The 26,875-nt window shown below is 72.5% G+C and carries 22 protein-coding genes; 5 read left to right on the forward strand and 17 right to left on the reverse strand.

Annotation, left to right across the window (positions count from 1 at the left end; translation table 11 throughout):
• Positions 1 to 12: 12 nt before the first annotated feature.
• The 8 genes from ASD06_RS06890 to ASD06_RS06925 all read right to left on the reverse strand — a co-directional run bounded on the left by ASD06_RS06890 (position 13) and on the right by ASD06_RS06925 (position 7,939).
• Positions 13 to 864, reverse strand: a complete 852-nt coding sequence (locus ASD06_RS06890) for a shikimate dehydrogenase (RefSeq protein WP_056674802.1) — start codon at positions 862 to 864, stop codon at positions 13 to 15.
• Positions 865 to 871: 7 nt separating this feature from the next.
• Positions 872 to 2,083: an endolytic transglycosylase MltG gene (gene mltG / locus ASD06_RS06895; protein WP_056674804.1), complete on the reverse strand. Its 1,212-nt coding sequence runs from the start codon at positions 2,081 to 2,083 to the stop codon at positions 872 to 874.
• Positions 2,076 to 2,576: a Holliday junction resolvase RuvX gene (gene ruvX, locus ASD06_RS06900; RefSeq protein WP_056674806.1), complete on the reverse strand. Its 501-nt coding sequence runs from the start codon at positions 2,574 to 2,576 to the stop codon at positions 2,076 to 2,078. Before ruvX ends, mltG begins: the two co-directional genes overlap by 8 nt.
• Position 2,577: 1 nt before the next feature.
• Complete coding sequence (gene alaS / locus ASD06_RS06905) at positions 2,578 to 5,292, reverse strand: alanine--tRNA ligase (RefSeq protein ID WP_056675145.1); 2,715 nt, start codon at positions 5,290 to 5,292, stop codon at positions 2,578 to 2,580.
• A 106-nt stretch (positions 5,293 to 5,398) separates the two neighbouring features.
• Entirely contained in the window at positions 5,399 to 5,740 is a 342-nt protein-coding gene (locus ASD06_RS06910) for a hypothetical protein (protein WP_056674808.1), read from the reverse strand.
• 5 nt (positions 5,741 to 5,745) lie between these two features.
• Positions 5,746 to 6,129, reverse strand: coding sequence for a DUF948 domain-containing protein (locus ASD06_RS06915; RefSeq protein WP_056674810.1), 384 nt, complete (start codon positions 6,127 to 6,129; stop codon positions 5,746 to 5,748).
• A gap of 219 nt (positions 6,130 to 6,348) precedes the next feature.
• Positions 6,349 to 7,692: a replication-associated recombination protein A gene (locus ASD06_RS06920; protein ID WP_056674812.1), complete on the reverse strand. Its 1,344-nt coding sequence runs from the start codon at positions 7,690 to 7,692 to the stop codon at positions 6,349 to 6,351.
• 37 nt (positions 7,693 to 7,729) lie between these two features.
• Complete coding sequence (locus ASD06_RS06925) at positions 7,730 to 7,939, reverse strand: DUF3072 domain-containing protein (protein ID WP_056675148.1); 210 nt, start codon at positions 7,937 to 7,939, stop codon at positions 7,730 to 7,732.
• 60 nt (positions 7,940 to 7,999) lie between these two features.
• Between ASD06_RS06925 and ASD06_RS06930 the strand changes: the two genes are divergently transcribed.
• The gene (locus ASD06_RS06930) at positions 8,000 to 10,207 is read left to right on the forward strand and encodes an MMPL family transporter (protein WP_056674814.1); all 2,208 of its coding nucleotides are present in this window, start codon (positions 8,000 to 8,002) and stop codon (positions 10,205 to 10,207) included.
• Entirely contained in the window at positions 10,207 to 10,977 is a 771-nt protein-coding gene (locus ASD06_RS06935) for a GNAT family N-acetyltransferase (protein ID WP_056674816.1), read from the forward strand. Before ASD06_RS06930 ends, ASD06_RS06935 begins: the two co-directional genes overlap by 1 nt.
• A gap of 61 nt (positions 10,978 to 11,038) precedes the next feature.
• Here the strand turns inward: ASD06_RS06935 and aspS are convergent, their stop codons facing one another.
• The gene (gene aspS / locus ASD06_RS06940) at positions 11,039 to 12,880 is read right to left on the reverse strand and encodes an aspartate--tRNA ligase (protein WP_056674817.1); all 1,842 of its coding nucleotides are present in this window, start codon (positions 12,878 to 12,880) and stop codon (positions 11,039 to 11,041) included.
• Positions 12,881 to 13,057: 177 nt separating this feature from the next.
• On the opposite strand from aspS, the gene ASD06_RS06945 reads away from it, so the two are divergent.
• Positions 13,058 to 13,741: a PilZ domain-containing protein gene (locus ASD06_RS06945; protein WP_056674820.1), complete on the forward strand. Its 684-nt coding sequence runs from the start codon at positions 13,058 to 13,060 to the stop codon at positions 13,739 to 13,741.
• 10 nt (positions 13,742 to 13,751) lie between these two features.
• Here ASD06_RS06945 and ASD06_RS06950 read toward each other — a convergent pair whose 3' ends face one another.
• From ASD06_RS06950 to ASD06_RS06960, 3 genes are read right to left on the reverse strand one after another with little or no spacing between them, the layout of a single operon-like run.
• Entirely contained in the window at positions 13,752 to 14,738 is a 987-nt protein-coding gene (locus ASD06_RS06950; RefSeq protein WP_056674822.1) for an aldo/keto reductase, read from the reverse strand.
• Position 14,739: 1 nt separating this feature from the next.
• The gene (hisS, locus tag ASD06_RS06955; protein ID WP_056674824.1) at positions 14,740 to 16,089 is read right to left on the reverse strand and encodes a histidine--tRNA ligase; all 1,350 of its coding nucleotides are present in this window, start codon (positions 16,087 to 16,089) and stop codon (positions 14,740 to 14,742) included.
• Between the two features lie 36 nt (positions 16,090 to 16,125).
• Positions 16,126 to 16,830, reverse strand: a complete 705-nt coding sequence (locus tag ASD06_RS06960) for an MBL fold metallo-hydrolase (RefSeq protein ID WP_056674826.1) — start codon at positions 16,828 to 16,830, stop codon at positions 16,126 to 16,128.
• Between the two features lie 143 nt (positions 16,831 to 16,973).
• Here ASD06_RS06960 and ASD06_RS06965 point away from each other — a divergent pair, with 143 nt between their 5' ends.
• Positions 16,974 to 17,768, forward strand: a complete 795-nt coding sequence (locus ASD06_RS06965) for a peptidylprolyl isomerase (protein WP_056674828.1) — start codon at positions 16,974 to 16,976, stop codon at positions 17,766 to 17,768.
• Positions 17,765 to 19,300 carry a DUF349 domain-containing protein gene (locus ASD06_RS19835; RefSeq protein ID WP_304438677.1) on the forward strand — a complete coding sequence of 512 codons (1,536 nt, stop codon included), beginning with the start codon at positions 17,765 to 17,767 and terminating at the stop codon, positions 19,298 to 19,300. Before ASD06_RS06965 ends, ASD06_RS19835 begins: the two co-directional genes overlap by 4 nt.
• Before the next feature lie 24 nt (positions 19,301 to 19,324).
• Here the strand turns inward: ASD06_RS19835 and ASD06_RS06975 are convergent, their stop codons facing one another.
• From ASD06_RS06975 to secD, 5 genes are all read right to left on the reverse strand, one after another.
• Positions 19,325 to 20,857, reverse strand: coding sequence for a diguanylate cyclase (locus tag ASD06_RS06975; protein ID WP_157371560.1), 1,533 nt, complete (start codon positions 20,855 to 20,857; stop codon positions 19,325 to 19,327).
• A 95-nt stretch (positions 20,858 to 20,952) separates the two neighbouring features.
• Entirely contained in the window at positions 20,953 to 23,223 is a 2,271-nt protein-coding gene (locus ASD06_RS06980; RefSeq protein WP_056675153.1) for a bifunctional (p)ppGpp synthetase/guanosine-3',5'-bis(diphosphate) 3'-pyrophosphohydrolase, read from the reverse strand.
• A 181-nt stretch (positions 23,224 to 23,404) separates the two neighbouring features.
• Entirely contained in the window at positions 23,405 to 23,935 is a 531-nt protein-coding gene (locus ASD06_RS06985) for an adenine phosphoribosyltransferase (RefSeq protein ID WP_056674832.1), read from the reverse strand.
• Positions 23,932 to 25,077, reverse strand: coding sequence for a protein translocase subunit SecF (gene secF / locus ASD06_RS06990; RefSeq protein ID WP_056674835.1), 1,146 nt, complete (start codon positions 25,075 to 25,077; stop codon positions 23,932 to 23,934). The genes ASD06_RS06985 and secF overlap by 4 nt, the downstream gene beginning before the upstream one ends.
• The gene (secD, locus tag ASD06_RS06995) at positions 25,077 to 26,873 is read right to left on the reverse strand and encodes a protein translocase subunit SecD (RefSeq protein ID WP_056674836.1); all 1,797 of its coding nucleotides are present in this window, start codon (positions 26,871 to 26,873) and stop codon (positions 25,077 to 25,079) included. Before secD ends, secF begins: the two co-directional genes overlap by 1 nt.
• Between the last annotated feature and the right edge of the window lie 2 nt (positions 26,874 to 26,875).

Consider the following 26,875-nt stretch of genomic DNA (forward strand, 5'->3'; position numbering starts at 1 on the left):
TATCGCTCCTGCCTATCGGCCCGAGGCCCTGCCTTCTTGAGCCAGGGTCGCCTCGCCGGCCGTGCGCATCGCCTCGACATCCGGCTCGAGCCCCGTCATCAGGCGCACCTGCGCCACCGCCTGGTGCAGCAACATGCCGAAGCCGCCGACCGCCCGACCGCCGCGCGCCGTCCAGCGCGAGGCCGCCGGTGTGGGCCACGGGTCGTACGTGACATCGAGCAGCAACCCGGGTGTCACGGTGGCGGCATCGACGGCCGCGACCACCTCCCCGCTACCTGACACCGGCACCGTGGTGACCACGACATCCGCCTCGGCGAGCGCAGCAGGTGCGGCGTCCCACGGCTCAAGCCGCACCCGCACCCCCACGGCTGCACCGGTCACCGACACCTCGGCCGCGCGCTGCACCGACCGGACGACGACCCGTGGGCTCGCGCAGCCCAGCTGGGCCAGGGCGGCCACCGCGGAGGCAGCCGTCGCGCCCCCACCGAGCACCACGGCCCGCTCGGCCCGAGCGACGCCGCTCTCGGTGAGTGCGCGCACGAGACCCTCGACGTCGGTGTTGTCGCCCACCAGGCCGTCGGCGGTGAACAGCACCGTGTTGACCGAGCCGGTCGCCACCGCCTGCGGGGACTGGCGGCGCAGCAGCGGCTGGACGAGCCGCTTCAGCGGCATCGTCAGTGACAACCCCGCCCACGAGCCGTCGCACGCCTCCACGAACCGGCGCAGCGCGGCCTCGTCGCCGACCTCCACCGCGTCGTAGCGCCAGTCGGTCAGCCCGAGCGAGGCGTACGCCGCGCGATGCAGCACCGGCGACAGCGAGTGCGCGATCGGGCTGCCGAGCACGGCCGCGCGCCGCACCGTCATCGCGCCGTCAGCACTGGCCGGGGTTGTCGCGGCACCACTTCTGGAACTGCGCGACGTTGCGCTGGTGCTCTGCGGCCGTCGTCGCGAACTTCGTCTCACCGGTCGACGGGTCGACCGTGACGAAGTACAGCCACGGGCCGGGCGTCGGCTTCAGCGCCGCCGTGATGGCCGCCTTGCCGGGGTTGTTGATCGGGCCGGGCGGCAGACCGCCGTACCGGTAGGTGTTGTATGGCGAGTCGACGTTGCGCTCGGCGTCGGTGGTCGTGAGCTTTCGCCTGCCGACCGCGTAGCTCACGGTGGAGTCCAGCTGCAGGCGCGCACCGTTGTGCAGCTGGTTGGCGAGCCGGTTGTCGATGACTCGGGCCACCTTGGCGAAGTCCTCCGGTGACGCTCCCTCGGCCTCGACCAAGCTGGCGATGGTCAGCACCTTCATCGCCTGGGCGTCGTTCACCGCGAGGCTGTCGAGCACGTCGTGGGTGTGCGCCACCATGCGGCTCAGCTGCTGTTCCGCCGTGAGGTTGGTGCCGAACTCGTAGGTGTCGGGGAAGAGCCAACCCTCGACCTTGCCCTTCGCGGCGGCTGGCACGCCGAGCGCCTCGGGGTCCTTCAGCGCGGCGGTGTAGTCGCCGACCGGCACCCCCGTGGCCTTCGACAGCGCGGCGACGATCTCCGTCGCGCGCAGTCCTTCGCGGATCGTCACCCGGTCGGCGCTGCGCGACGACGGGTCGAGCAGCAGGGTGATCGCCGACGCCGCGCTCATCTTGCGGCGCAACGTGTACTGGCCAGGCTGGATGGATCCGGCCTTCGGGTTGTCGGCCGCGGCGGCCACGAAGGCCTTCACCGACTTCACCACGCCCGCCTGCTCCAGGGTGCGCCCGATCGAGCGACCGCTCGCGCCGTTGTCGATCGTCACGGTGACGCTGCCGGTGCCCGTGCCGGTGTAGTCGTCGGGCGCGGTTAGCTGGTTGACGATCGGTCGCAACGCGAACACCGCGCCGAGCGCGCCGCCGATCACCAGCACCGCCGCGACCAGCAGGACGACGCCACGGCGTCCGCGACGGCGCCGCCGCCTGCTGTGCTGGGCATCGTGGTGCCGTCGCTCGGCGCGGCTGCTGTACCGAGGGGCGTCGTCGTGAGCCATCAGGTGCCCCGAGTCGTCGTGGTCGGCCAGGACCGCCCCCAGGTCCACGTGCTGGTGCTGCGAGTTGCGGTCAGGCACCGGACGAGGGTACCGGGTCGACCTGTTCGCCTGCGGCAGCACCTGCCGTGCGCTCCGCGTCCAGCGCGGCCTGCAGCAGCACGACGGCGGCGGCCTGGTCGACCACCGCGCGCTGCTTGCGCCCGGCCACACCGGCGTCCCGCAGCGAGCGGTGCGCGGCGACCGTCGACAGCCGCTCGTCGACCAGCCGCACGGGCACGCTCGACCCGGCAGCCCGAAGTCGAGCCGCCAGCTGGCCGGCGTACTCCCGGGCGAGCCCGGCGGCGCGGCCCTCGGCCCCGCTCAGGGAGCGCGGCAGCCCGACGTACACCCCGATCGCCTCACGCTCGCCGACCTCGCGGACGATGCGGTCGAGGTCGCTGCCGGCCGACACGTCGCGTCGCAGCGTCTCGACCGGTGTGGCGAGGATGCCGTGCGGGTCGCTGGCCGCGAGACCGACCCGCACGGCTCCGACGTCGACGCCCAGCCGGACGCCGCGGCGCTCGTCGGGCACGTCAGCGCCCGGTGACCCGCTCGCCGACGACGTGCTCGATGCGGGCCAGGGCCTCACGCACGCGCGAGGCGTCGCTGCCGCCGCCCTGAGCGACGTCGTCCTTGCCGCCGCCACCCCCGCCGAGCACCTGGGCCGCCTCGCGCACCAGCTCACCGGCCTTGACGCCCCAGCGGCGCGCCTCGTCGTTGGTGGCCACGACGACGACCGGCCGTCCCTTGGCCACGGCGGTGCCCGCCACGACCGCCGGACGGTCACCGGGCAGGCGACCACGGACGTCGAGCACGAGCGTGCGCAGCCCGTCGGCGCTCACGCCCTCGCCCGCGTCGTGGCTGACGAACGACACGCCGTACACGTCCCGCGCCGACGACGCCAGGCCGGCCGCCGCCGCCAGCACCTGCTGCTGGCGGACGGTCGCGATCTCCTTCTCGGCGTCGCGCAGCCGCGCCAGGATGGAACCGACCCGGTCGGGCAGCTCCTCCGGGCGCACCTTGAGCACCTCGGTGAGCTGGCCCACGAGCGCGTGCTCGCGCGCCAGGTAGTCGTAGGCGTCGGAGCCCACGAGCGCCTCGACGCGCCGCACACCCGAGCCGATCGACGCCTCGCCCAGCAGCGAGATGACGCCCAGCTGGCCCGAGCGCTGCGCGTGCGTGCCACCGCACAGCTCGCGCGCCCAGTCGCCCACCGACACCACGCGCACCTCGTCGCCGTACTTCTCGCCGAACAGCGCCATGGCACCGGCCTCGATGGCCTGCGCCTGCGACATCACCTCGGCGTGCACCTCCAGGTCGTCCGCGAGCAGCGCGTTCACCCGCGCCTCGACGTCACGCAGCACCGACGGCGGCAAGGCGGCCGAGGCGTTGAAGTCGAAGCGGAAGCGCCCGGGCGCGTTCTCGGACCCCGCCTGCGTGGCGGTGTCGCCCAACGCCTCCCGGATCGCCTTGTGCACCATGTGCGTCGCCGTGTGCGCCCGGCTGATCGCCTTGCGACGCTGGACGTCGACCAGCCCCTGCACGTGGTCGCCGACCGTGAGCTCGCCGCTCACCACGCGGGCGCGGTGCACGATGAGGTCGCCGAGCGGCTTCTGCACGTCGTCGACCTCGACCACCACGCCGTCGAGCACGATCCGCCCGGCGTCGGCGAGCTGGCCGCCGCCCTCGGCGTAGAACGGCGTGCGGTCGAGCACGATCTCGACGCTGTCACCCTCGCGGGCGTGCGAGGCCGATGAGCCGTCGACCAGAAGACCTGCGACCCGAGCCTCGCTGGCCACCTGGTCGTAGCCGGTGAACTCCACCGAGCGGCCGAGCGCGTCGGCGAGCTCGCGGTAGATCGACACGTCGGCGTGGCCGGTCTTCTTGGCCTTCGCGTCGGCCTTCGCCTTGGCCTTCTGCTCGGCCATCAGCCGGCGGAAGCCTTGCTCGTCGACCGAGACGCCCTGCTCGGCCGCCATCTCGAGCGTGAGGTCGATCGGGAAGCCGTAGGTGTCGTGCAGCTGGAACGCCTTGGAGCCCGACAGCTGCGGCGCGCCTGCCACGGGCCCACCGGTGGTCTCCTCGCGCACCGCCTCCTCGCGCGCGTCCGCGATCGCGAGGTCGAGGATCTGGGTGCCCGCGCGCAACGTCTGCCGGAACGACTCCTCCTCGGCGTAGGCGAGCTGGGAGATGCGGCCCCAGCTGCGCTGCAGCTCGGGGTAGCTCGGCGCCATGGCGTCGCGGCTCACCGGCAGCAGCTCGGGCAGGGACGGCGCGTCGACGCCCAGCAGCCGCATGGCCCGCACGGCGCGGCGCAGGATGCGACGCAGCACGTAACCGCGGCCCTCGTTGCCCGGCACGACGCCGTCCGAGATCAGCATGAGGCCCGTGCGCACGTGGTCGGCGACCACGCGCAGCCGGACGTCGTCGTCGTGCGACGCACCGTAGCGGCGGCCGCTCAGCTCGGACGCCCGGGCGATGACCGGGTAGACCTCGTCGATCTCGTACAGGTTGTCGACGCCCTGCAGGATGCTCGCGATGCGCTCGAGGCCCATGCCGGTGTCGATGTTCTTCGCCGGCAGGTCGCCCGCGATGTCGAAGTCGACCTTCGAGCGCACGTCGGCGAGCTCGTACTGCATGAAGACGAGGTTCCAGAACTCCATGAAGCGGTCCTCGTCGACCTCCGGGCCGCCGTCCGGGCCGTACTCGGGGCCGCGGTCGAGGTAGATCTCGCTGCACGGGCCGCCCGGGCCGGGAACGCCCATGTGCCAGTAGTTGTCGGCCAGGCCGCGGCGCACGATCCGCTCGTCGGGCAGGCCGGCGATGCGCTTCCACAGCTCGATCGACTCGTCGTCGTCGTGGAACACCGTGACCCACAGCTTGGCCTCGTCGAGCCCGAAGCCGCCCTCGGCCTGCGAGCGCGTCACCAGCTCCCAGGCCAGTTCGATGGCGCCTTCCTTGAAGTAGTCGCCGAACGAGAAGTTGCCGTTCATCTGGAAGAACGAGCCGTGCCGACTGGTCTTGCCGACCTCGTCGATGTCGAGCGTACGCACGCACTTCTGCACGCTCGTGGCGCGCTGGTACGGCGGGCGCTCCTGGCCGAGGAAGTACGGCTTGAAGGGCACCATGCCCGCGTTGACGAACAGCAGGTTGGGGTCGTCGTACAGCAGCGGCGCGCTCGGGACGACGGTGTGCCCGTTGTCCTGGAAGAAGCGCAGCCAGCGACGCCGGATCTCGGCGGTCTCCATGAGGGTCATCCTGTCCTGGCTCGGGGCCGTGGCGCGAAGCGCTCGCTCCGGCTCGGGTGCGGCCCCTGGGTGTGCACGGTCGTGGAGGGCGGGGGCGCTTCGGCCCCTACCGAGCTCGGCCGCCGGCCGCGCGGTGCGCGGGGTTGCTCGCCCGGTCGGCGTCGCCCGACGTCGCCCAGGCGTGCTCGCCCGTGGGGTGGTCGATGAGCGCCTGCGCGCGGGCGGGGTCGATGGCGCCCTCGTCGACGCCGAGCGCGAGGCGCAGCTCGGCGTCGCGCTCGTCCATCGCCTCGCGCACGACCTGCGCCATCTCGCGCAGACCCTCACCGAGGCCGGCCAGCCCCTTGGCGACGCCCTCGGGCGTGTACGACTCCGCGGTCTTGGTGAGCTTGCGCACGACGAGCACGCCAGCGGTCGCGCCGAGAGCGATCCAGAAGACCCTGCGCACGACGATCAGCCCCTCCGTCGCCGACGGCGCGTGCCGGCCGACGCCTGCCGCCCGCTCATGGCCTGGCGCACCCCGTAGGTGAACGCCGCCACCTTGATCACCGGCGAGCCGAGCGTCGCGGCGAACAGCGCGGTGAGGGCGGAGGCGTTGGTGGTCATCTGCTGCACGTTGGTCGTGATGGCCGAGACCCGCTCGAGCTCGCCGTTCGTGGTGGTGACCGTGGTCGTCACCTCGCGCAGCAGAGGCAGGCTCTCGGTGGTGACGCCCTGCACCGTGCCGCGGGCGTCGTCGATGAGCCGGCCGAGCTTGAGGATCGGCACAGCGAGCAGCGCCACGAGCGCCACGAAGGCGACCGCGGCGATGAGTCCTGCGATGTCTCCAGCCGACATCCGACGCATCCCTCCCGGGGTGCCCGGCAGCGCACGGTCGGCGGATACCGGGTGGCTGGCGGGCGCAGGCAGCGTCCCGACCCTACCCCGTGCGCTGCCGGCGATCACCTCGGGAAGCGGGCGGCCGTCGTCCCGCGTGCGCTTGTCGAGGGGTCCGGCCGCTTGTCGAGGGGTCCAACCCTCGGCAAGCGGCGTGTCACCCACTCAACGTGATCAACGTCAGTGGCCGCGCAGGATGCGGCGCAGGCGGGCCAGGCGCGAGGTGACGTCACGCTCGGCGCCGCGGTCGGTAGGCGCGTAGTACTCGCGCCCGACGAGGGTGTCGGGCAGGTACTGCTGCTCGGCCACACCGTGCGGCTCGTCGTGGGAGTACACGTAGCCCTTGCCGTGGCCGAGCTTGCTCGCGCCGGGGTAGTGCGCGTCGCGCAGGTGCGAGGGCACGGTGCCGGCGCGTCCGGCGCGGACGTCGGCGATGGCCGCGTCGATCGCCAGGTACGCCGCGTTGGACTTGGGGGCCGTCGCGAGGTGCACCACCGCCTGGGCGAGCACGATCCGCGCCTCGGGCATCCCGATGAGCTGCACCGCCTGGGCGGCGGCCACCGCCGTCTGCAGAGCGGTGGGGTCGGCCAGGCCGACGTCCTCGGACGCCGCGATGATGATGCGCCGGGCGACGAAGCGCGGGTCCTCCCCCGCCTCGAGCATGCGGGCGAGGTAGTGCAGCGCCGCGTCGACGTCGGAGCCCCGCATCGACTTGATGAACGCGCTGGCCACGTCGTAGTGCTGGTCGCCCTCGCGGTCGTAGCGCAGCACGGCGGCGTCGATGGCCCGCTCGGCGTGCTCGGTGGTGAGGACGACGGCGCCCTCCTCGGGCGCGTCGGCCAGGGCCGCGCCGGCGGCGGCCTCGAGGGCCGTGAGCGCCCGGCGGGCGTCGCCGGCCGCCAGCCGCACGAGGTGCTCGAGCGCGTCGGCGTCGAGCGCGACCGCATCGTCCAGGCCGCGGGGGTCGTGGACGGCGCGCTCGATGAGCCGGGCGATCGCCGTGTCGTCCAGGGGGCGCAAGGTGGCGAGCAGCGAGCGCGACAGCAGCGGCGACACCACGGAGAACGACGGGTTCTCGGTGGTGGCGGCGACGAGGACGACCCAGCGGTTCTCGACGCCGGGCAGCAGGGCGTCCTGCTGGGCCTTGGTGAAGCGGTGGATCTCGTCGAGGAACAGCACGGTCGTACGGCGGTGCAGGGCGAGCTCGTCACGGGCGGCGTCCATGACCGACCGCACGTCCTTGACACCGGCCGTGACGGCCGACAGCTCGACGAAGCGACCGCCGGTGCCCTGCGAGACGACGTGCGCGAGGGTGGTCTTGCCGGTGCCGGGCGGCCCCCACAAGATCACCGACGACGGGCCCGCGGGGCCCTCGCCGCTCTCGACCAGGCGCCGCAGCGGCGAGCCGGGCGCGAGCAGGTGCTCCTGGCCGACTACCTCGTCGAGCGTGCGCGGTCGCATGCGCACGGCGAGCGGCGCCGCCGGGCGGTCGGTGCCGTCGTCCACCGAGAACAGGTCGCTCACGGCGTGAACCTACCCGCGAACTCGGCGCCCGACCGACTCAGCCCTCCACTCGGGGCGACTCCCCCTGCAGCTTGTCGATGAGCTCGGACGCCTGCGCCTTGGTCAGGCCCTCGGGCACCTGCTCGCCGGCCTCGCGGGCCAGGGTCGACAGGTAGCTCAGCTGCGGGCCGGTGGCCGGCTCGTCGCCCGTGGCCCACTGCTCGACGGGCTTCTCGGCCCCTGCGGCGTCCGGTGTCTGATCGCTCATGCACCGAACGTACGTGGGGCTCTGCACCCGCGCACCTCGGGCGCCTGGCAGGCTCTGCTCGTGACCTTCCTGGAGCGCCTCGGGCGGTTCGAGGCCCGCCACGCGCGCGTCGTCGTCCTCGGGTGGGTGCTGGTCGTGCTCGCCGCCTTCGCGCTGGCGCTCGGCCTGCTCGGCGGTGGAGCGCTCTTCGACCGCCTGAGCAGCGGTGAGCCCACCGTGCCGGGTGACTCGCGCACCGGCCGCGACCTGCTCGACGCGCAGGCCAAGGTCGGCCCCACCGTCACGACGGTGATCGACGGCGTCGACCCCGCCGATGCCTCGGTGCGCGCGGCGATCGGGGATCTCGCCACGACCCTGGCCGACAGCCAGCACGTCACCGCCGTGACGTCGCCGTACGCGGTGCCCGGCGGCGTGACCGGCCCGGCCGCCAAGCGGCTGCTCGACCGGGACGGACGTGGCGTGGCGCTGCTCGTGCAGCTGGACCCCGGACTGTCGACGTCCGTCGAGCTCGAGCGCGCGCACTGGGTGGAGGCGCGGGCCGCCGCGACGGCCCGACAGCTGCCAGGTGCCACCGCGACGACGGGCAGCACACCTCAGCTGGTCGACGAGATCACCCACCGGGTCGAGGTCGACCTGCGCACGGGCGAGGGGGTGGCCCTGCCGATCAGCCTCGTCGTCATGGTGCTGGTCTTCGGCGGGTTCATCGCCGCGGGGGTTCCGCTGCTCGGCGCAGTCGCCTCGATCGGCGGGGGCCTGGCCGCCCTCTGGGGTTTCTCGCAGGTCATCGACCTCGACGCCACGGTGGTCAACGTCGTGACGATCCTCGGTCTGGGTCTGTGCATCGACTACGGCCTGCTCATCGTCAGCCGGTTCCGCGAGGAGCTGCGCGGTGTGATGTCGGACCACACCCCGACCCGCGAGGAGATTGAGCACGCTGTCGGCCGCACGGTGGCCGTCGCCGGACGCACCGTGCTGTTCTCCGGCCTCATCGTCGCCATCAGCCTGTCGGGGCTGATGTTCTTCCAGGCCGAGATCCTGCGCGCCATCGGCTCTGCCGGCGTCAGCGTCGTGGCGGTCGCGCTGGTGGTGGCCGTCGGTTTCGTCCCGGCCCTGATCGGGCTGGCTGGCGCCCGGCTGGTGCGTCCCGGCCTGCCGCAGCGCGTGCCCGGCCTGCGGGTGCTGCTGCGGCGGCTGGGCGACGTGGCGCCGTCCGAGGGCGTCTTCTCCCGCCTCGCCGGCGTCGTCCAGGCCCACGCGTGGCTGGTCACCGTGGCCGTCACCGCCGTGCTGGTGCTCGTCGCACTGCCGTCGCTCGGCATGCAGCTGCGGTCGTCCGGGCCCGAGCTCATGCCGGTCGGCTCCGAGCAGCGGACGTTCGTCGAGCAGCTCGACACCCACTACCCGGCCCTGGCCAACCCCGACGTGGTCGTGGTCGCGCAGGCCACGCCGCAGCAGGTGGCCGCCTGGGTGCCACAGGTCGCGGCGATCCCCGGCGTGGCGAGCGTCGACCAGCCGGTGCAGCGCGGCGACGTCACGGTGCTCGGTGTGCGGGTCGACGGCGGGGACGCCGGTGGGCAGGTGGCGCGCGGCGTCGTCCAGCACCTGCGCGATCACCGGCCGGACTTCCCGGCGTACGCGACCGGCCAGGCCGCCGGCCAGATGGACTTCACCGACGCGCTCGTGCGCCGCGCACCGTGGGCCATCGCGCTCGTGGTGATCGCGACGTTCGTGCTGCTGTTCCTCATGACCGGCTCGGTGCTGGTGCCACTCAAGGCCCTGGTGATGAACGTGGTGTCGCTCGGCGCTTCCCTCGGTGTCGTCACCCTGGTGTTCCAGGACGGCCACCTGGAGAACCTGCTGCACTTCACGTCCACCGGCGCGGTCGAGACGACGATCCCGCCCATGGTGCTGGCCTTCGGTTTCGGGCTGGCGATGGACTACGAGGTGTTCCTGCTCTCGCGGATCAAGGAGCAGCGCGACCTCGGGCACAGCAACGACGAGGCGGTGGCAGCCGGCCTGCAGCGCTCGGGCCGGATCATCACCTCCGCGGCGCTGCTCGTGGTGATCGTGTTCGCCGGGCTGCTGGTGGCGCAGGTGCTGACCGTGAAGCAGACCGGCGTCGCGCTGATGACCGCCGTGATGGTGGACGCGACGCTCGTGCGCATGCTCCTCGTGCCCGCGACCATGACGCTGCTCGGCGAGTGGAACTGGTGGGCGCCGCATCCGCTGCGCCGCCTGCACGACCGGTTCGGCATCGGCGCCCACTGATGGGCTGGCGGCTGCAGGACGTCACCGAGTACGCCGACCTCCTGGCGGCCGCCGAGGGCGACGACTTCGTCCGCTGGGCGCTCGACCCGCGCCAGAGCGTGCGGGGATGGGCGTTCGAGGGCGGCGTCGCGTTCCTGCGGGCCGGGCCGCGACGCACGAGCATCACCCTCGTCTCGACCCCGGGGGTCGCCGCCGCCGCGCTCCCCGCGCTCGTCGAGCAGGCGCCGGACGCCGACTGGGCCACGCTCCCCCACGGCACGCTCGCGCTGGGGGTGGCGGACGTCGTGGACGCCTCGGTGGGCGACGACTGGGACTGGATGCAGGCGACCCGGCCGCCCGCGCCGCACCCGCGGGCCGACGAGGTGACCGACCTGGGTCACGCGCACGGCGCCGAGGTCACGGCGCTGCTGGCGGTCGCCAACCCGCGCGCCAGCGCGGCCGCCGGGAGCCCGCACACCCTGACCTGGCACGGCGTCCTCGGCGACGACGGCGAGCTGCTGGCGTGCGGCGCGCACACCGAGTCGGTGCCCGGCGTCCCGCACCTGGCCTCGATCGCGACCCGGCCCGACGTGCGGGGCCGGGGCTACGGCGAGGCCGTGACGTCGTCCCTCACCCGCGCCGCGCTGCTCGGTGGGCGTCCGGTGGTCACGCTGGGGATGTACGCCGACAACGCGGTGGCCCGGCGGCTCTACGAGCGGCTGGGCTTCGGCGGCGTGCACCGGTGGTCGTCGCGCCGGCTCCGCCGTCCAGCCCCCACCCCTTCGCCGTGATCATGCACGCCAGCGCAGCAGAAGTGCGCTGGCGTGCATGATCACCGACGGGGGGTTGGGCTCAGGAGGCAGCGGAGGCGGCGGAGGCGGCGGTGGCGGCGGAGTCGGCTGCCGCCTCGGCCGGGGGCACCTGCTGCTTGGGCATCGCGTCGACGCCGGCCTCCTTGCGCTGCTGGGCCGTGATCGGCGCGGGAGCGCTGGTGAGCGGGTCGAAGCCGCCACCGGACTTCGGGAAGGCGATGACGTCGCGGATCGAGTCCGTGCCCGACAGCAGGGCGCAGATGCGGTCCCACCCGAACGCGATCCCACCGTGCGGCGGCGCACCGAACGCGAAAGCGTCGAGCAGGAAGCCGAACTTCTCCTGCGCCTCCTCCGGCGCGAGCCCCATCACCTGGAAGACGCGCTCCTGCACGTCGCGGCGGTGGATACGGATGGACCCGCCGCCGATCTCGTTGCCGTTGCAGACCATGTCGTAGGCGTAGGCGAGCGCCGAGCCGGGGTCGGTGTCGAAGGTGTCGAGGAACTCGGCCTTGGGCGAGGTGAAGGCGTGGTGGACGGCGGTCCAGGCCCCCGAACCGACGGCGACGTCGCCACTGGCCACGGCGTCGGACGCCGGCTCGAACAGCGGCGCGTCGACCACCCACAGCAACGACCAGGCCGACTCGTCGATGAGGCCGCAGCGGCGGCCGATCTCGAGCCGGGCCGCGCCGAGCAGCGCCCGCGAGCTCTTGGCCGGGCCCGCGGCGAAGAAGACGGCGTCACCCGGGGCCGCCCCCACGTGCGCCGCGAGGCCTGCACGCTCGGACTCGCTCAGGTTCTTGGCGACCGGGCCACCGAGCTCACCCGTCTCGCCGACGAGCACGTAGGCCAAGCCCTTGGCCCCGCGCTGCTTGGCCCAGTCCTGCCACGCGTCGAGCTGCTTGCGCGGCTGGCTCGCCCCACCGGGCATGACGACCGCGCCGACGTACTCCGACTGGAACACGCGGAACGGCGTGTCCTGGAAGTACTCGGTGCACTCGACGAGCTCGTTGCCGAACCGCAGGTCGGGCTTGTCGGTGCCGAACCGGCGCATCGCGTCGGTGTACGTCAGCCGCGGGAACGGCGTCGGCAGGTCGACGTCGATGAGCCGCCACAGCGCGACGGCGATCTGCTCGCCGAGCGCGATGACGTCGTCCTGCTCGACGAAGCTCATCTCGATGTCGAGCTGGGTGAACTCGGGCTGGCGGTCGGCGCGGAAGTCCTCGTCGCGATAGCAGCGCGCGATCTGGTAGTAGCGCTCCATGCCGGCCACCATGAGCAGCTGCTTGAACAGCTGAGGGCTCTGCGGGAGCGCGTACCAACTGCCCGGCTGCAGCCGCGCGGGCACCAGGAAGTCGCGAGCTCCCTCGGGGGTCGAGCGGGTGAGCGTCGGCGTCTCGATCTCGACGAAGTCGTGCTGCTGCAGCACCTCGCGCGCGGCCTGGTTGGCGGCGCTGCGCAGCCGCAGGGCGGCCGCCGGGCCCGGACGGCGCAAGTCGAGGTAGCGGTGCTTGAGCCGCGCCTCCTCGCCGACCTCCACGCGCTCGTCGATCTGGAACGGCAGCGGTGCGCTCTCGCTCAGCACCTCGAGCTCGGTGGCCGTGACCTCGATCTCACCGGTGGGCAGGTGCGGGTTCTCGTTGCCGGCTGGGCGGCGTCCGACGACGCCGATGACCTTGATGCAGTACTCGTTGCGCAGCCCGTGCGCGTCCGAGGACTCGAGCACCTCGTCACGCACGACCACCTGCGCGACGCCGCTCGCGTCGCGCAGATCGAGGAAGGCCACACCGCCGTGATCACGCCGGCTGGCGACCCAGCCGGTGAGCGTGACGGTCTGACCTTCGTGGTCGGCGCGCAAGGTGCCGACCGCGTGCGTGCGCAACACGGGAATTCCCCTCGGGATCGATGTGGGTGACCTGTCGATCCTACGGGTCCGCGCCCGGGTCCCCGACCGTGACCGCCGGCCACCAGGTGCGAGAAACCCCTCGAGAACCGCCCCGGCCAGCCGATAGGCAGCGCGACGGGTGCGTCGGGGCATCGCAACGAGCAGGAGGGAGCCCGCATGGAGATCACCATCGCCGCCGGGTCGACCCTCACGCTGGTCGCCGGGCCGGACCGCGTCACGCTCAAGACGCTGGCCGAGACCACGGTGCACGCGGCCGGTGCCGTCGAGGACTCCGCCGGTGCACGGGTGCCCGTCATGGGATCGAGCGAGGCGCTCGCGGTGGGTCCGGGCACGGTGGACGTCCCCACGAGCCAGGGTGTGGTCAGCCTGCGGGCTCGTGTGGTCACCGACGGTGCGGGCATGTCGCTGCACCTCGGCACGGCCGCTCCGGTGACCCAGCGCCGTCAGGAGGTGCGGGGCGACGTCGAGCTGCCGCTGAGCGTCACCATCCCCGCCTCCGCGGACGACGCGACCCCGCGGGTCGTGTCCGGGCGCACGCGCAACATCTCAGCCGGCGGGCTGCTCGCCACCCTCGACCTCAACACCGCCGGCAGCGTCCGCCCGGGGATGGTCGTGCCGGTGCTCGTCAGCTGGCCCGAGGGTGAGCCGTTGCAGGTGCAGCTTCAGGTGATCGAGGTCGCGAACTTCACGCTGCGCGGCTCGTTCGTGGGCGTCGAGCACCGGCAGACCGAGCGCATCGCGCGCCTGGTGTTCGCCAAGGAGCGAGAACGGCTGGCCGCGCGCCGGCGTCAGGCCGAGCAGCGGTCGGTGACCGTGCCGGGTCGCACGCGCAGCTGGTGAGCGACGCGCGTCACCAGCGGTCGTGCACGAGGTCGCGGACCTGTTCGTCGTAGAGCCGTCGCAGCTTCTCCAGCGTGTCGTCGTCGAGCGGCGCCAGCGAAGCCGAGGCGGCATTGGCCCGGGCCTGCTCGGGTGAGCGCGCCCCGGGGATCACGGTGCTGACCCCCGACTGGTCGACGACCCAGCGCAGGGCGAGCTGAGCGGTCGTGGCGCCGTCAGGTGTGAGCGCGGCGACCTCGCGGGCCACGGCCACGCCGACGTCGAACGGCACGCCCGAGAACGTCTCGCCGACGTCGAAGGCCTCACCCGAGCGGTTGTAGCTGCGGTGGTCGTCGGCGGCGAAGGTCGTGTGCTCGTCGTACTTGCCGGTGAGCAGGCCGCTGGCGAGTGGCACGCGGGCGATGATGGCGACCCCGGCCTCGCGGGCCGCCGGCAGCACCTGCTCGAGGGGCTTGCGGCGCAGGATGTTGAGGATGATCTGCACGCTCGCCACGTGCGGCCGGGCGATCGCGGTGAGGGCCTCGTCGACCGTCTCGACCGAGACGCCGTAGGCGCGCATGCGGCCCTCGTCGACCATGGTGTCGAGCTCGTCGAACACGCGGTCGTCGGAGAACACCGCCGTCGGGGGGCAGTGCAGCTGCACGAGGTCGAGCGTGTCGACGCCGAGGTTGCGCCGGCTGCGGTCGTTCCAGGCGCGCAGGTTCTCGCCGGTGAAGGCCTCGGGAACGTGGGGATCTGCGCGGCGTCCCATCTTGGTGGCCACGACGAGGTCGGCGTCGCCACGCTCGCGCAGCAACCGGCCGACCAGCTGCTCGCTGCGGCCGTCGCCGTACACGTCGGCGGTGTCGAAGAAGGTCACGCCGGCGTCGGCTGCGGCATGCAGGGTGGCCAGGGCGTCGTCCTCGCTCACCGCGCCCCAGTCGGCGCCGAGCTGCCAGCAGCCGAGACCGACCACCGACACCTCGCGGCCGGTGCGTCCCAGGATCCGGTGCTCCACGTCAGCTCTCCTCTGCTCGCACGACGGTCGGCCGCAGGTCGTCCTGCGGCGGTGACCAGGTGGTGTGGTCGGCAGGCACCTGCTCGCCGGTGCGGATGTCACGCACCGCGGCGACACCGTCCGCCGCGGCCTCGGCGGGAAACCAGACGTACGGGATGCCCCGGCGCTCGGCCTGGCGGATCTGCTTGCCGTACTTCTGCGGCGCCGGCGCCAGCTCGCAGGCGATGCCGCGGGCCCGCAGCGCCGTGGCGACCTGGCGGGCAGCCGGCCGCGCGTCGTCCGACGCGAGCGCCACCAGCACGACGCTGGGCGTCGACCGCGAGCCCGTCAGCACCCCGCGCGCCAGCAGCGGCGCGAGCGTCCTCGTGACGCCGAAGGAGATCCCCACACCGGGGTACGTCGTGCTGCCGTCGCTCGCGAGCGCGTCGTAGCGACCTCCGGCGCTCACCGAGCCGAGGTGCTCGTAGCCCTTCATGACGGTCTCCATGACCGTGCCGGTGTAGTAGTCGAGCCCCCGCGCGATCTTCAACGCCGCGACGACCTCGACCGACCCCCGGCGTCCGCCGGCGGCGTCGAGCAGGGCCGCGAGCTCCGCCAGGCCCTCGTCGAGCTCGTCGTTGCGTACGCCGAGCGCCTGCACCTGCTCGACGACGCGGGCGTCGGCGCCCGTGATCGCCGCCAAGCGCAGGCACGCATCAGCCACGGCCACCGAGTGCCCTTCTGCCGTGATCGCCTCGCGGACGGCGTCCGGCCCGATCTTGTCGAGCTTGTCGACGGCACGCAGCACCGCGGCGACGTCGTCGACGCCGAGCCCGCGGTAGAAGCCCTGCACCAGCTTGCGGTTGTTGACCTGCATCCGCAGCGCCGGCAGGGGCAGCTGGGACATCGCCTCGGCCATGACTTCCACGACCTCGATGTCGTGGTGGAACGCGAGCGCGCCGTCACCCACGACGTCGATGTCGGCCTGCAGGAACTCGCGGTAGCGCCCCTCCTGCGGCCGCTCGCCGCGCCAGACCTTCTGCACCTGGTAGCGGCGGAAGGGGAACTGCAGGCGCCCGGAGTTCTCGAGCACGTAGCGGGCGAAGGGCACGGTCAGGTCGAAGTGCAGGCCGAGGGAGCGGGAGTCGTCCCCCTCGTCGGGGTCGGCGTGCAGCCGGCGCAGCACGTAGACCTCCTTGTCGATCTCACCCTTGCGCAGCAGCTGCTCCATCGGCTCGACGGCGCGCGTCTCGATGCCAGCGAAGCCGTGCAGCTCGAAGGTACGGCGCAGCGTGTCGACGACCTGCTTCTCGACCGCGCGCTGCGCCGGCAGCCACTCGGGGTAGCCGGACAGCGGGGTGGGACGGGACATGGGTTCCTCCGGGAGCCGCGGCGTGGACCGCGGGTGTCAGGAGGCCAGGAGCTCGCGCAGGAACGGGTTGCTGGCGCGCTCGCGGCCGATGGTCGTGGCGGGGCCGTGGCCGGGCAGGACGAGCGAGTCGTCCGGCTGGGTGAGCACGCGATCGCGCAGGGAGCGCAGCATGGCCGCGTGGTCACCGCCCGGCAGGTCGGTGCGTCCGATGCTCCCTGCGAACAGCACGTCCCCGGTGAGCAGCGTGCGCGACACCTCGTCGGGCGCGCCGCTCGGAACCTGCGGCAGGGCGAACATCACCGACCCCTCGGTATGGCCGGGTGCGTGCACGACGTCCAGCTGCAGGCCCGCGACCTCGAGGGTGGCGCCGTCGCCGACCTCCACCACGTCGTCCGGCTCGCGCCAGGTGGCCGCCGACCCGAACTGCTGCTCGAGCATCGCCAACATGCCGGTGGAGGCGAACTCGGCGAGCGGGTCGACGAGCCGTTCGCGGTCACTGGCGTGCACGTAGGCGGCGATGCCGTGGCTACCGCACACCGGCGTCACCGAGTAGGTGTGGTCCAGGTGGCCGTGCGTGAGGAGCACGGCCGCCGGGCGTAGCCGGTGCTCGCGCAGCACCTGCGCGAGGTCGTCGAGGACGGCGATGCCCGGGTCGACCACCAGGCACTCCTCACCGGCACCGGCCGCGACGACGTAGCAGTTCGTCCCGAACACGGCGCTGGGGAACCCGGCGATCAGCACCGCGTCAGCCTAGCGGGCGCGGCTCGCGCACTCGTGACCGGTTCGTGACCCTGGGCTCAGCCTGGCTTCGGCGGGCATCCCTAGACTGACCGCCGCAGGGCTGCGGCCACCGAGACAGCCCATGACGAAGCAGGAGGGACCGCGTGCCGATCGACCGTGACCGCGAGCGGGCGAAGCGTCGCTACGCCAAGCGCCAGGCCGCGCTGCAGGCTCGCGCCGCCCGGCAGCGCCGCAACCAGCAGGTCTTCGGTGCCGTCGTCGCCGTGCTCGTCGTGGCGGCCGGTGCCTACCTGCTCACCCGGCTCACCGGTGGTGACGGCTCGCCCGCCACCGCCACCTCGCCGTCCCCCTCAGCGTCGGCGTCGGCGTCGGCGTCGAGCACTCCGACATCGACCCGATCTGCCCAGTCCTTCCCCTCGCCGCCGCCGTCCTCCCTGGCGGCCGGGGCGCAGTGGACCGCGAAGCTGGCCACGAGCGCGGGCGACATCACCTTGCAGCTCGACGGCAAGAAGGCGCCGCAGACCGTCTCGTCGTTCGTGTTCCTCAGCCAGAAGAACTTCTACGACGACACCACCTGCCACCGGCTCACCACGCAGGGCATCTACGTGCTGCAGTGCGGCGACCCCACGGGCACGGGCACCGGCGGCCCCGGCTACCAGTACGGCATCGAGAACGCGCCCTCCGACGGGCACTACCCGGCCGGCACGGTGGCGATGGCGCGCTCGAGCGACCCGAACTCCAACGGCAGCCAGTTCTTCCTGGTGTACAAGGACACCACGCTGCCCACCGAGGGTGGCGGGTACACGATCTTCGGCAAGGTGACCCAGGGTCTCGACGTGCTGCAGCAGATCGCGGCCAAGGGCACGGCTGATGGCAGCGGTGACGGCGCCCCCAAGCAGACCGTGACGATCAACAGCATCAAGGTGGCGAAGCAGTGAGCGACGAGCAGACGACCGCCGGCAGCACCCCGGACGGCCTCGACGACAGCGAGCGCGCGGCTGCAGGCGCCCCCACGCCCGAGCCCACGCCCGAGCCCACGCCCGAGCCCACGCCCGAGCCCACGCCCGCACCGACGTCGGCCCCCACTCCGGCGACCGTGGCCGCCCGGCCCGCCGCACCCTCGCCACGGCCCGCGCCCCCCGCTGCCGCAGCGCGTCCGGCGTCCGCCGAAGCCATGCGGTTCGGCCGCGTCGCCGATGACGGCACGGTCTACGTGCGCACCGCAGACGGCGAACGCGAGGTCGGCTCCTACCCCGGCGCCTCACCTGAGGAGGCCCTGGCCTACTTCGCGCGCAAGTACGACGAGCTGGCCGCGCAGGTGGAGCTGTTCGAGCAGCGCCTCACCGCTGCCGACGTCCCCGTCGGCGAGATCGACTCGAGCCTGGCCAAGCTGCGCACGGCGATGAGCGACGTCCGGGCCGTCGGCGACCTGGACGCGCTGGCCGGGCGGGTGGAGGCGCTCGGGCCCGTGGCCGCAGCCAAGCGCAAGGAGGCTGAGGCGGCGCGCGAGCAGGCCCGCGAGCAGGCTCGCGCCCGGCGTACCGCGTTGGTCGAGGAGGCGGAGAAGATCGCCGCGGTCCCGGCCGAGCGCACGCAGTGGCGCACGGACGGTCAGCGCATGCGCGAGCTCTTCGAGACCTGGCAGGCCGAGCAGCGGGCGGCCGGCGGCAAGCGTGGCGGCACCCCCGCACCGACGGCCGGTGAGACGCCCGCGGTGCGACTCGACCGTCGCAGCGAGGAAGAGCTCTGGAAGCGCTTCAGCCACGCCCGCACGGCGTTCGACCGCAAGCGCCGGCAGCACTTCGCCCACCTCGACGAGCAGCACGGGGAGGCCAAGGCTGCCAAGGAGAAGCTGGTCAAGGAGGCCGAGGCTCTGCAGGGCTCGACCGACTGGGGACCCACCGCCGCGGCGTACAAGCGGCTGATGGACCGCTGGCGCACGGCCGGCCGAGCTGCCCGCAAGGACGACGACGAGCTGTGGCAGCGGTTTCGCGCCGCCCAGGACGCGTTCTTCGCGGCACGCCACGCCGTCCAGGCCGAGCAGGATGCCGAGTTCTCGGCGAACCTGCAGGTCAAGGAGCAGCTGCTCGTCGAGGCCGAGGCGCTCGTACCCGTGACCGACCTCGACGCCGCGAAGTCGGCGCTGCGCGACATCCAGGACCGCTGGGAGGCGGCAGGCAAGGTGCCGCGCGGCGACCTCGAGCGGGTCGAGCGGCGGCTGCGGGCGGTGGAGCAGGCGGTGCGGCAGGTCGAGGACGCCCGCTGGCGCAACACCAATCCCGAGGCGCGGGCTCGCGCCCAGAGTGCCGTCGACCAGCTAGAGAACGCCATCGCCGACCTCGAGGCCGACCTGAAGAAGGCGCACGACCAGGGCAAGGCCAAGCGCGTCGCCGAGGCCGAGGCGGCGATCGCGGCTCGCCGCGAGTGGCTCGAGCAGGCTCGCAAGGCGCTGCAGGACTTCGGCGGCTGAGTCCGGTGCCGCCGCGCCGGGTCGTCAGCGCAGGCTGACGACCCGGTTGCGGCCCGCGTCCTTGGCCGCGTAGAGCCGGCGGTCAGCGGCGCCCAGCAGCAGGAGCCGCTCGACGCCGTCGTCGGGCGCCGTGGCGCAGCCGATGCTCACCGTCACCGGGAGCCCGCAGGTCGTGCCGTCCCAGTCGATGTCCTCGACCGCTCGGCGCAGGTCCTCCAGACGCTCCTCGGCGCTCGCCCGGTCGTGATCCGGCAGCGCCACGAGGAACTCTTCGCCGCCCATCCGCGCACTGAACCCGCCCGCCGCGTGACGCGTGGCGCCGTCCAGCACCGCGGCGACCCGGCGCAGCACCTCGTCTCCGGCCTCGTGGGAGCAGGTGTCGTTGATCCGCTTGAACAGGTCGAGGTCGATGAACGCCACCGCGAGCGAGCGGCCCTCGGCCAGCTGAGTGTCGATGAGCTCGCTCAGGTGCTCGTCGACGTACCGGCGGTTGCGCAGCTTGGTGAGCGGGTCGCGGTACGACATCTCGCGGAACCGCTCGCTCTCGGCGCGAGCCTGCGAGGTCTGGAAGATGGCCTGCATCATCCGGGCGCGCGCCTCCTGCTCGACGACGCGTTGGGCGAGTAGTCGTTCGTGGTACTGCTTGTACTGTTCGAAGGCCCGCTGGTAGTCCCCGGTGGCCGCGGAGAGCTCAGCCCACTCGCTGAGGGCCCGGATCTCGACGGCGCCCAGATGCTGCCCCTCGCAGACGGCGGCCACCCGAGCCAGGGTCTGGCGTGCGCCGTCCAGGTCGCCGCGCTGGCGCCGCACCCTGGCCAGCGACAGCAGCGTCTCGGACGCGTCCTCGGGCGCGACGTCGTCGGTGAACTCGACCATCGCGAAGAGCCGCTCGGCCTCCTCCAGCCGGCCCGCGGCGGCGTAGATGCTGGCCGCGGTGTCGAGGGTGTGCAGCGGCAGCTCCCCGGTGACCTCGAGGGTCGCCGCGACCAGCTCGTCGGCCAGCAGCACCGCCTCGTCGAGTCGGGCGTCCTCGTACAGCGTGTACGTGCGGTTGTTCAGGGCCAGCAGGTACAGCTCGTCGTGGTCGCACGCGCGCGCGAGCTGCTCGGCCCGCAGGTACTCCTCGAGGGCCTCGTCGATCGAGCCGCTCAGCGCCAGGGCGTCACCCAGGCAGACCAGGTGGTCGGCGAGCACCGTCGGGTGCGTTTCCGCCGGCAGGACGTTGACGGCTGCTACCGCGTGCTCGAGGCTCGCCGTGGACTCCCCGGCCCGCCGCAGCAGGACGCCGAGCACGCGCTCGGCGCGCGCGTGCAGGTACGCCTCCCCGCGGTCGACCGCCCACTGGCGGATCTCGCGCATCTGGGTCGCGCCGTCCTCGAGCAGGCCCCGACGGGTGCTGACGGCCGCGTCGACGAGCTCGACACGGCGCACCACCACCGCGTCGGCGTGCGCCGCGTGCTGCTCCAGCCACTGCTGGGCGGCCACGGCCACCGCGTCGTACGAGCCGACGGTCAGCTCGAGATCACGCAGCCACGGGGGCTCGGACGGGTCAGGCACTGCGGGCTCCTCGGCGACGGCGGACACCCGTCTTATCGGCAGACCATTACGCACAGTTTACTTTTGCTTTACTGAAAGTAATGGCGCCGCGCCGCTCACCCCGTGGGTGTCTGGCGACCACCGGAGAGCCGGTAGGCGTCGAACACGCCATCGACCCTCCGCACGCTGTTGAGCACGTGGCCCAGGTGACCGGGGTCGCCCATCTCGAAGGCGAAACGGGAGATGGCCAGGCGGTCGCGGGACGTCTGCACGCTCGCCGACAGGATGTTGACGTGTGCGTCGGACAGCACGCGCGTGATGTCCGACAGCAACCGCGACCGGTCGAGCGCCTCCACCTGGATCTGCACGAGGAACACCGTGGCGGACGACGGCGCCCACTCGACCTCCACGACCCGGTCGGGCTGCGCGCGCAGCCCCGCGACGTTCGAGCAGTCCTCGCGGTGCACCGAGACGCCGCTGCCCCGCGTCACGAACCCCATGATCGGGTCGCCCGGCACGGGGGTGCAGCAGCGCGCGAGCTTGACCCACAGGTCGTCGACGCCCTTGACGACGACGCCCGGGTCACCGCTGCGCGGGCGGCGCGAGACGCGGCTCGGCAAAGTCGCCTCGGCGAGGTCCTCGCTCGCGCCCTCCTCGCCGCCGAGGGACTGCACGAGCTTGGCGACGACGCTCTGCGCCGACACGTGGCTCTCGCCGATCGCGGCGTACAGGCCGTCGATGTCGGGGTACCGCAGCTCGTCGGCGATGGCGATGAGCGCCTCGTGGGACATCAGGCGCTGGATCGGCAGGTGCTGCTTGCGCATCACCTTCGCGATCTCGTCCTTGCCGCGGTCGATCGCCTCTTCGCGGCGCTCCTTGCTGAACCACTGACGGATCTTGTTGCGCGCGCGGGGGCTTCTGACGAAGCTCAACCAGTCGCGGCTCGGCCCCGCGCTCGCGGCCTTGGAGGTGAGCACCTCGACCACGTCGCCGTTCTCCAGCGTGCTCTCGAGCGGCACGAGGCGGCCGTTGACCCGGCCACCGATGGTGCGGTGACCCACCTCGGTGTGCACCGCGTAGGCGAAGTCGACGGTCGTGGACCCGGCCGGCAACGCCACCACGTCACCCTTGGGGGTGAAGACATAGACCTCACGCGCGTTGATCTCGAAGCGCAGCGAGTCGAGGAACTCCCCCGGGTCGGCCGTCTCCCGCTGCCAGTCGAGCAGCTGACGCAGCCAGGCCATGTCGTTGGTCGCGCCGGTGTCGCCCTCCACGACCCCGGAGGCCGACGGCTGCTCCTTGTACTTCCAGTGCGCGGCGACGCCGAACTCTGCGCGCCGGTGCATCGTGAAGGTGCGGATCTGGATCTCGACCGGCTTGCCGCTCGGCCCGATGACCGTCGTGTGCAACGACTGGTACATGTTGAACTTGGGCATCGCGATGTAGTCCTTGAACCGGCCAGGCACCGGGTTCCACCGCGCGTGCAAGGCGCCGAGCGCCGCGTAGCAGTCGCGCACGGACTCCACCAGCACGCGCACGCCCACGAGGTCGTAGATGTCCTCGAAGTCGCGACCGCGCACGATCATCTTCTGGTAGATCGAGTAGTAGTGCTTCGGTCGGCCGGTCACCGTGGCCTTGAGCTTGGCGCTGCGCAGGTCGGCGGTGACCTGCTCGCGCACCTTCGCGAGGTACTCCTCGCGGGCTGGTGCCCGTTCGCTCACGAGCCGGACGATCTCGTCGTAGACCTTGGGGTACAACGTGGCGAACGAGAGGTCCTCGAGCTCCCACTTGATGGTGTTCATGCCGAGCCGGTGGGCCAGCGGAGCGTAGATCTCGAGCGTCTCGCGGGCCTTGCGCTGAGCGGACTCGACGCTGACGTAGCGCCACGTGCGCGCGTTGTGCAGCCGGTCGGCGAGCTTGATCACGAGCACGCGGATGTCGCGCGCCATGGCCACGACCATCTTGCGCACGGTCTCGGCCTGGGCAGCCTCGCCGTAGGTGACCTTGTCGAGCTTGGTGACGCCGTCGACGAGCATCGCGATCTCGTCGCCGAAGTCGGCTCGCAGCCGGTCGAGCGTGTAGTCGGTGTCCTCGACGGTGTCGTGCAACAGCGCAGCGGCGAGGGTGGCCTCGGGCATGCCCAGGTCGGCCAGGATGGTGGCGACGGCCAGCGGGTGGGTGATGTAGGGGTCGCCGCTCTTGCGACGCTGGCCCTCGTGGGCCCGCTCGGCAGTGGCGTACGCCCGCTCGATCAGGCCGACGTCGGCCTTGGGGTGCGACGTGCGCACCGACCGCAGCAGTGGCTCGAGCACCGGGTTGCCCGGCGAGCGCTGCCCACCGAGCCGGTGCAACCGGGCCCGTACGCGGCTCGACGTGGGAATCGGGATGGTCTGCTCGACGTCACGGCCGGATCCACGGGGCTCGCGCTCCGAGGCAGCGGCGCCCGCAGCAGAGCCGTCGTCGGCCGCGACGCTGCGCACGGGATCTGCCACGTGCCCCTCCTCACCGGTGCCGGACCCGGGAGACTCCCCGGGCTCACAGTCTACGGAACGCGGGAGGGGCGGCAGGTCATACCGTCAGCAGGCTGTGGACAGCGCGTCCGGGCAGGCGCTCGCGGCCGCGCAGGAACGACAGCTCCATGAGCATCGCGAGCTCGACGACCTCAGCGCCCGCCTTCTCGACCAGCTCGCACGAAGCCTCGGCCGTGCCGCCGGTGGCCAGCACGTCGTCCAGCACCAGCACGCGCTGGCCAGGAGTGAAGGCGTCGACCTGCACCTCCACCGACGCGGTGCCGTACTCGAGGTCGTAGCTCACCTGATGCGTCTGGCCGGGGAGCTTGCCGGCTTTGCGCACCGGCACGAACCCGACGCCCAGCTCGATCGCCAGCGGCGCCGCCAGCATGAAGCCGCGTGCCTCGATGCCCACGACGGCGTCGACCCGCTCGCGATAGCGGTCGGCGAAGTGCCCGATCACCGCGGCGAACGCCGCACCGTCAGCGAGCAGGGGCGCGATGTCCTTGAACACCACGCCGGGCTGCGGGAAGTCCGGGACGTCGCGGACCAGCCGCCGCAGCAGCTCGGCGACCGGCTCGTCGGTCACCGGCGCTTCCGGGTGTTCTTGCGACGCGGCTGGTTGCGGGGGCCGGTGGCCCGCACGCCCCGCGGGTCGTCGTCCGGGGCCGTGTCGGTCCGGTCGAGCACGGCGGTGGCCGCACCACCGGACGCCGCCGGCTGCGTGCCGCCGACCGGGCGCGTCTCGCGGACGGCGGGCTCCTGCCGCCGCGACAGCACGCGCTTGCGCAGCGCCACCATCTCGGGCTCGCGCTCGCGCAGGTCGGCCAGCAGCGGCGTCGCGATGAAGACCGACGAGTACGTGCCGGTGGCGATACCCACGAAGAGCGCCAGCGAGAGGTCCTTCAGCGTGCCGGCGCCGAGCAGGAAGGCGCCGATGAACAGGATCGAGCCGACCGGCAGCAGCGCCACCACCGAGGTGTTGATGGAGCGCACGAGCGTCTGGTTGACGGCCAGGTTCGCGGCCTCGGAGTACGTGCGGCGGGTCTGCGTGGTCAGGTGTGCGGTGTTCTCGCGCACCTTGTCGAAGACGACCACGGTGTCGTAGAGCGAGTACCCGAGGATCGTCAGGAAGCCGATCACCGACGCCGGCGTCACCTCGAAGCCGACCAGGGCGTAGATGCCGACCGTGATGATGAGGTCGTGCAGCAGCGCCACGATGGCGGCGACGGCCACCTTCCAGTTGCGGAAGTACAGCGAGATGACCGCGGCGACCAGGATCAGGAAGACGATGAGGCCCTGCAGCGCCTTCTGCGACACCGTCTGGCCCCACGACGGGCCGACGTACGAGGCCGTGACCTCGTCGACGGGGACGCCGTAGGCCTCGGCCAGCTTGTCGCGCACCTCGTCGGTCTGGGCGTCCGACAGCTTGTCGGTCTGCACGCGCACCGAGTTGGCGCCGACCTGGGCGACCTTGGCGTCCGAGCTGGGGACGACCTCGCCGACCGCCCGGGCGCCGGGGATGTCGCTCGTCGTCTTGGCGTTGGAGATCCGGAACTCCGAGCCGCCGGTGAACTCCAGGCCGAGCGTCAGCCCGCGCACGCCGAGCGCGGCGAACGAGATGATGAGCAGGACGGCGGAGATGGCGTACCAGGTCTTCTGGCGGTGCACGACCTCCAGCGACCGCTCGCCGGTGTAGAGCTGGTTGCCGAACCGGGCGAAGTCGAACATCACGCGTCCTGACGGGTCGAGGCGGCGGCAGCCGCGCGGCGGGAGGCGATCGTGCCCAGGTTGGCCTTGACGCCGAGGCTGATGCCGGTGCCCAGGCGCTCGGGATCGAGCCCGCTCCAGCGGTGGCCCTGCCCGAAGAACTTCGTTCGAGCCAGCACCGACAGAAGCGGGTGCGTGAACAGCATGACCACGACGACGTCGATGATCGTGGCCAGGCCGAGGGTGTAGGCGAAGCCGCGAACCCCACCGGCGGCGAGCACGTACAGCACGACCGCGGCGAGGAAGTTGATGGCGTCGGCGGCGAGGATCGTGCGCCGGGCCCGTCGCCAGCCGGTCTCGACGGCAGCGCGCAGGCTGCGTCCCTCACGCACCTCGTCGCGCACGCGCTCGAAGTACACGATGAACGAGTCGGCGGTGACACCGATCGAGACGATCAGACCCGTGACGCCGGCGAGCGACAGCCGCAGGCCGGCGGAGTTGCCGAGCAGCACGACCATCTCGTAGGTGATCACTCCCGCCACCACCAGCGAGGCCACGGTGACGAAACCGAGCGCGCGGTACTGGAACAACGAGTACAGGATCACGAGCAACAGTCCGATGAGGCCCGCGAGCAGGCCGCGTTGCAGCTGCTCGGCGCCGAGCAGCGGGCTGATCTGCTCTTCGGTCTGCACCTGGAACGACAGCGGCAGCGCGCCGTACTTCAGCTGGTTGGCCAGGGCCATCGCCGACTGCTGGGTGAAGTTGCCGGTGATCGAAGCCGAGCCGCCGGCGATGGGCTCGTTCGCGCTCGGAGCGGAGATGACCAGGCCGTCGAGCACGATGCCGAAGCGGTTGCGCGGCTCGGGCAGGGTGTACAGGCGCTTGGTGACGTCGAGGAACTTGTTGGCGCCCTGGCTGTCGAAGTTGAGTCGCACCTCCCACGTGGTGGAGGTCCCGCCGTTCTGCGTCGGCTGCAGACCGGCGCTGGCGTCCTTGATATCGGTGCCGTCGACCTCGACCGGCCCGAGGATGTACTTCTCGGTGCGGTCGGACGAGCAGGTGACCAGCGGCTTCTTCGGGTCGTCGGTGCTGCCCTGCAGCGCCGTGGTGTCGGTGCAGTCGAGCGCGAGGAACTTCTGCTCGAGCTCAGGGGTGATCCAGGCCGGGTCGCTCGGGTCGGTGGGCGTGGCGGACGGCGTCGCGCCGCCGGACGGCTTCGCGGACGCCGTCGGGGTCGGCGTCGTCGTGGAACCCTTCACCAGCGCCTGCGGCAGGCCGCGCTGCTGGCTGGACGGCGTGGCGTTGCCCGTGGCGGTGGGCGTCGCGCTCGCGGCCGGCTTCGTCGCCGTGCCGGAGGGGCTCGTCGCCGAGGGGCTGCCCGTCGACGTGGCCGTCGGTGCCGGCGCCGTCTGGGCCGGAGCGGCCGCGAGCACGGCGCGGAACCGCAGCTGCGAGGACTGCTTGATGAGCTGGCGCTGGCGGTCGTCGATCTTGCCGGGCACCGCGACGACGATGTTGCGGCCGCCCTCGGTGGTGATCTCGGCCTCGCCGACGCCGCTGCCGTCGACGCGGGCACGGATGATGTCGACCGACTGCTGCAGGGTCTCGGCGGTCACCTTGCCGCCACCTTGGACGACCGGCTCGAGGATGATCTGCGTGCCGCCCTCGAGGTCGAGGCCGAGGCGCGGCGTCCACTGCGCGCCGTCCGCCCACTTGACCTGGGCGCCGATGATGCCGGCCAGGATCACCACGAGCCCGACGAGGGCGAGCATGGTGCGGCCGGGACGGCCGTGGCGCTTGCTGCTGGGTCCAGCCACGT

The sequence above is a fragment of the Angustibacter sp. Root456 genome (assembly GCF_001426435.1).
Lineage (GTDB): Bacteria > Actinomycetota > Actinomycetes > Actinomycetales > Angustibacteraceae > Angustibacter.

Bases quoted from the DNA above. Each gene is read 5' to 3' on its own strand.
- hisS (WP_056674824.1), bottom strand. From the start codon at position 16,089: ATGTCCCGTCCCACCCCGCTGTCCGGCTACCCCGAGTGGCTGCCGGCG.
- secF (WP_056674835.1), bottom strand. From the start codon at position 25,077: ATGTTCGACTTCGCCCGGTTCGGCAACCAGCTCTACACCGGCGAGCGG.
- ASD06_RS06945 (WP_056674820.1), top strand. From the start codon at position 13,058: ATGGAGATCACCATCGCCGCCGGGTCGACCCTCACGCTGGTCGCCGGG.
- ASD06_RS06925 (WP_056675148.1), bottom strand. From the start codon at position 7,939: ATGAGCGATCAGACACCGGACGCCGCAGGGGCCGAGAAGCCCGTCGAG.
- alaS (WP_056675145.1), bottom strand. From the start codon at position 5,292: ATGGAGACCGCCGAGATCCGGCGTCGCTGGCTGCGCTTCTTCCAGGAC.
- ASD06_RS06915 (WP_056674810.1), bottom strand. From the start codon at position 6,129: ATGTCGGCTGGAGACATCGCAGGACTCATCGCCGCGGTCGCCTTCGTG.
- ASD06_RS06935 (WP_056674816.1), top strand. From the start codon at position 10,207: ATGGGCTGGCGGCTGCAGGACGTCACCGAGTACGCCGACCTCCTGGCG.
- ASD06_RS06890 (WP_056674802.1), bottom strand. From the start codon at position 864: ATGACGGTGCGGCGCGCGGCCGTGCTCGGCAGCCCGATCGCGCACTCG.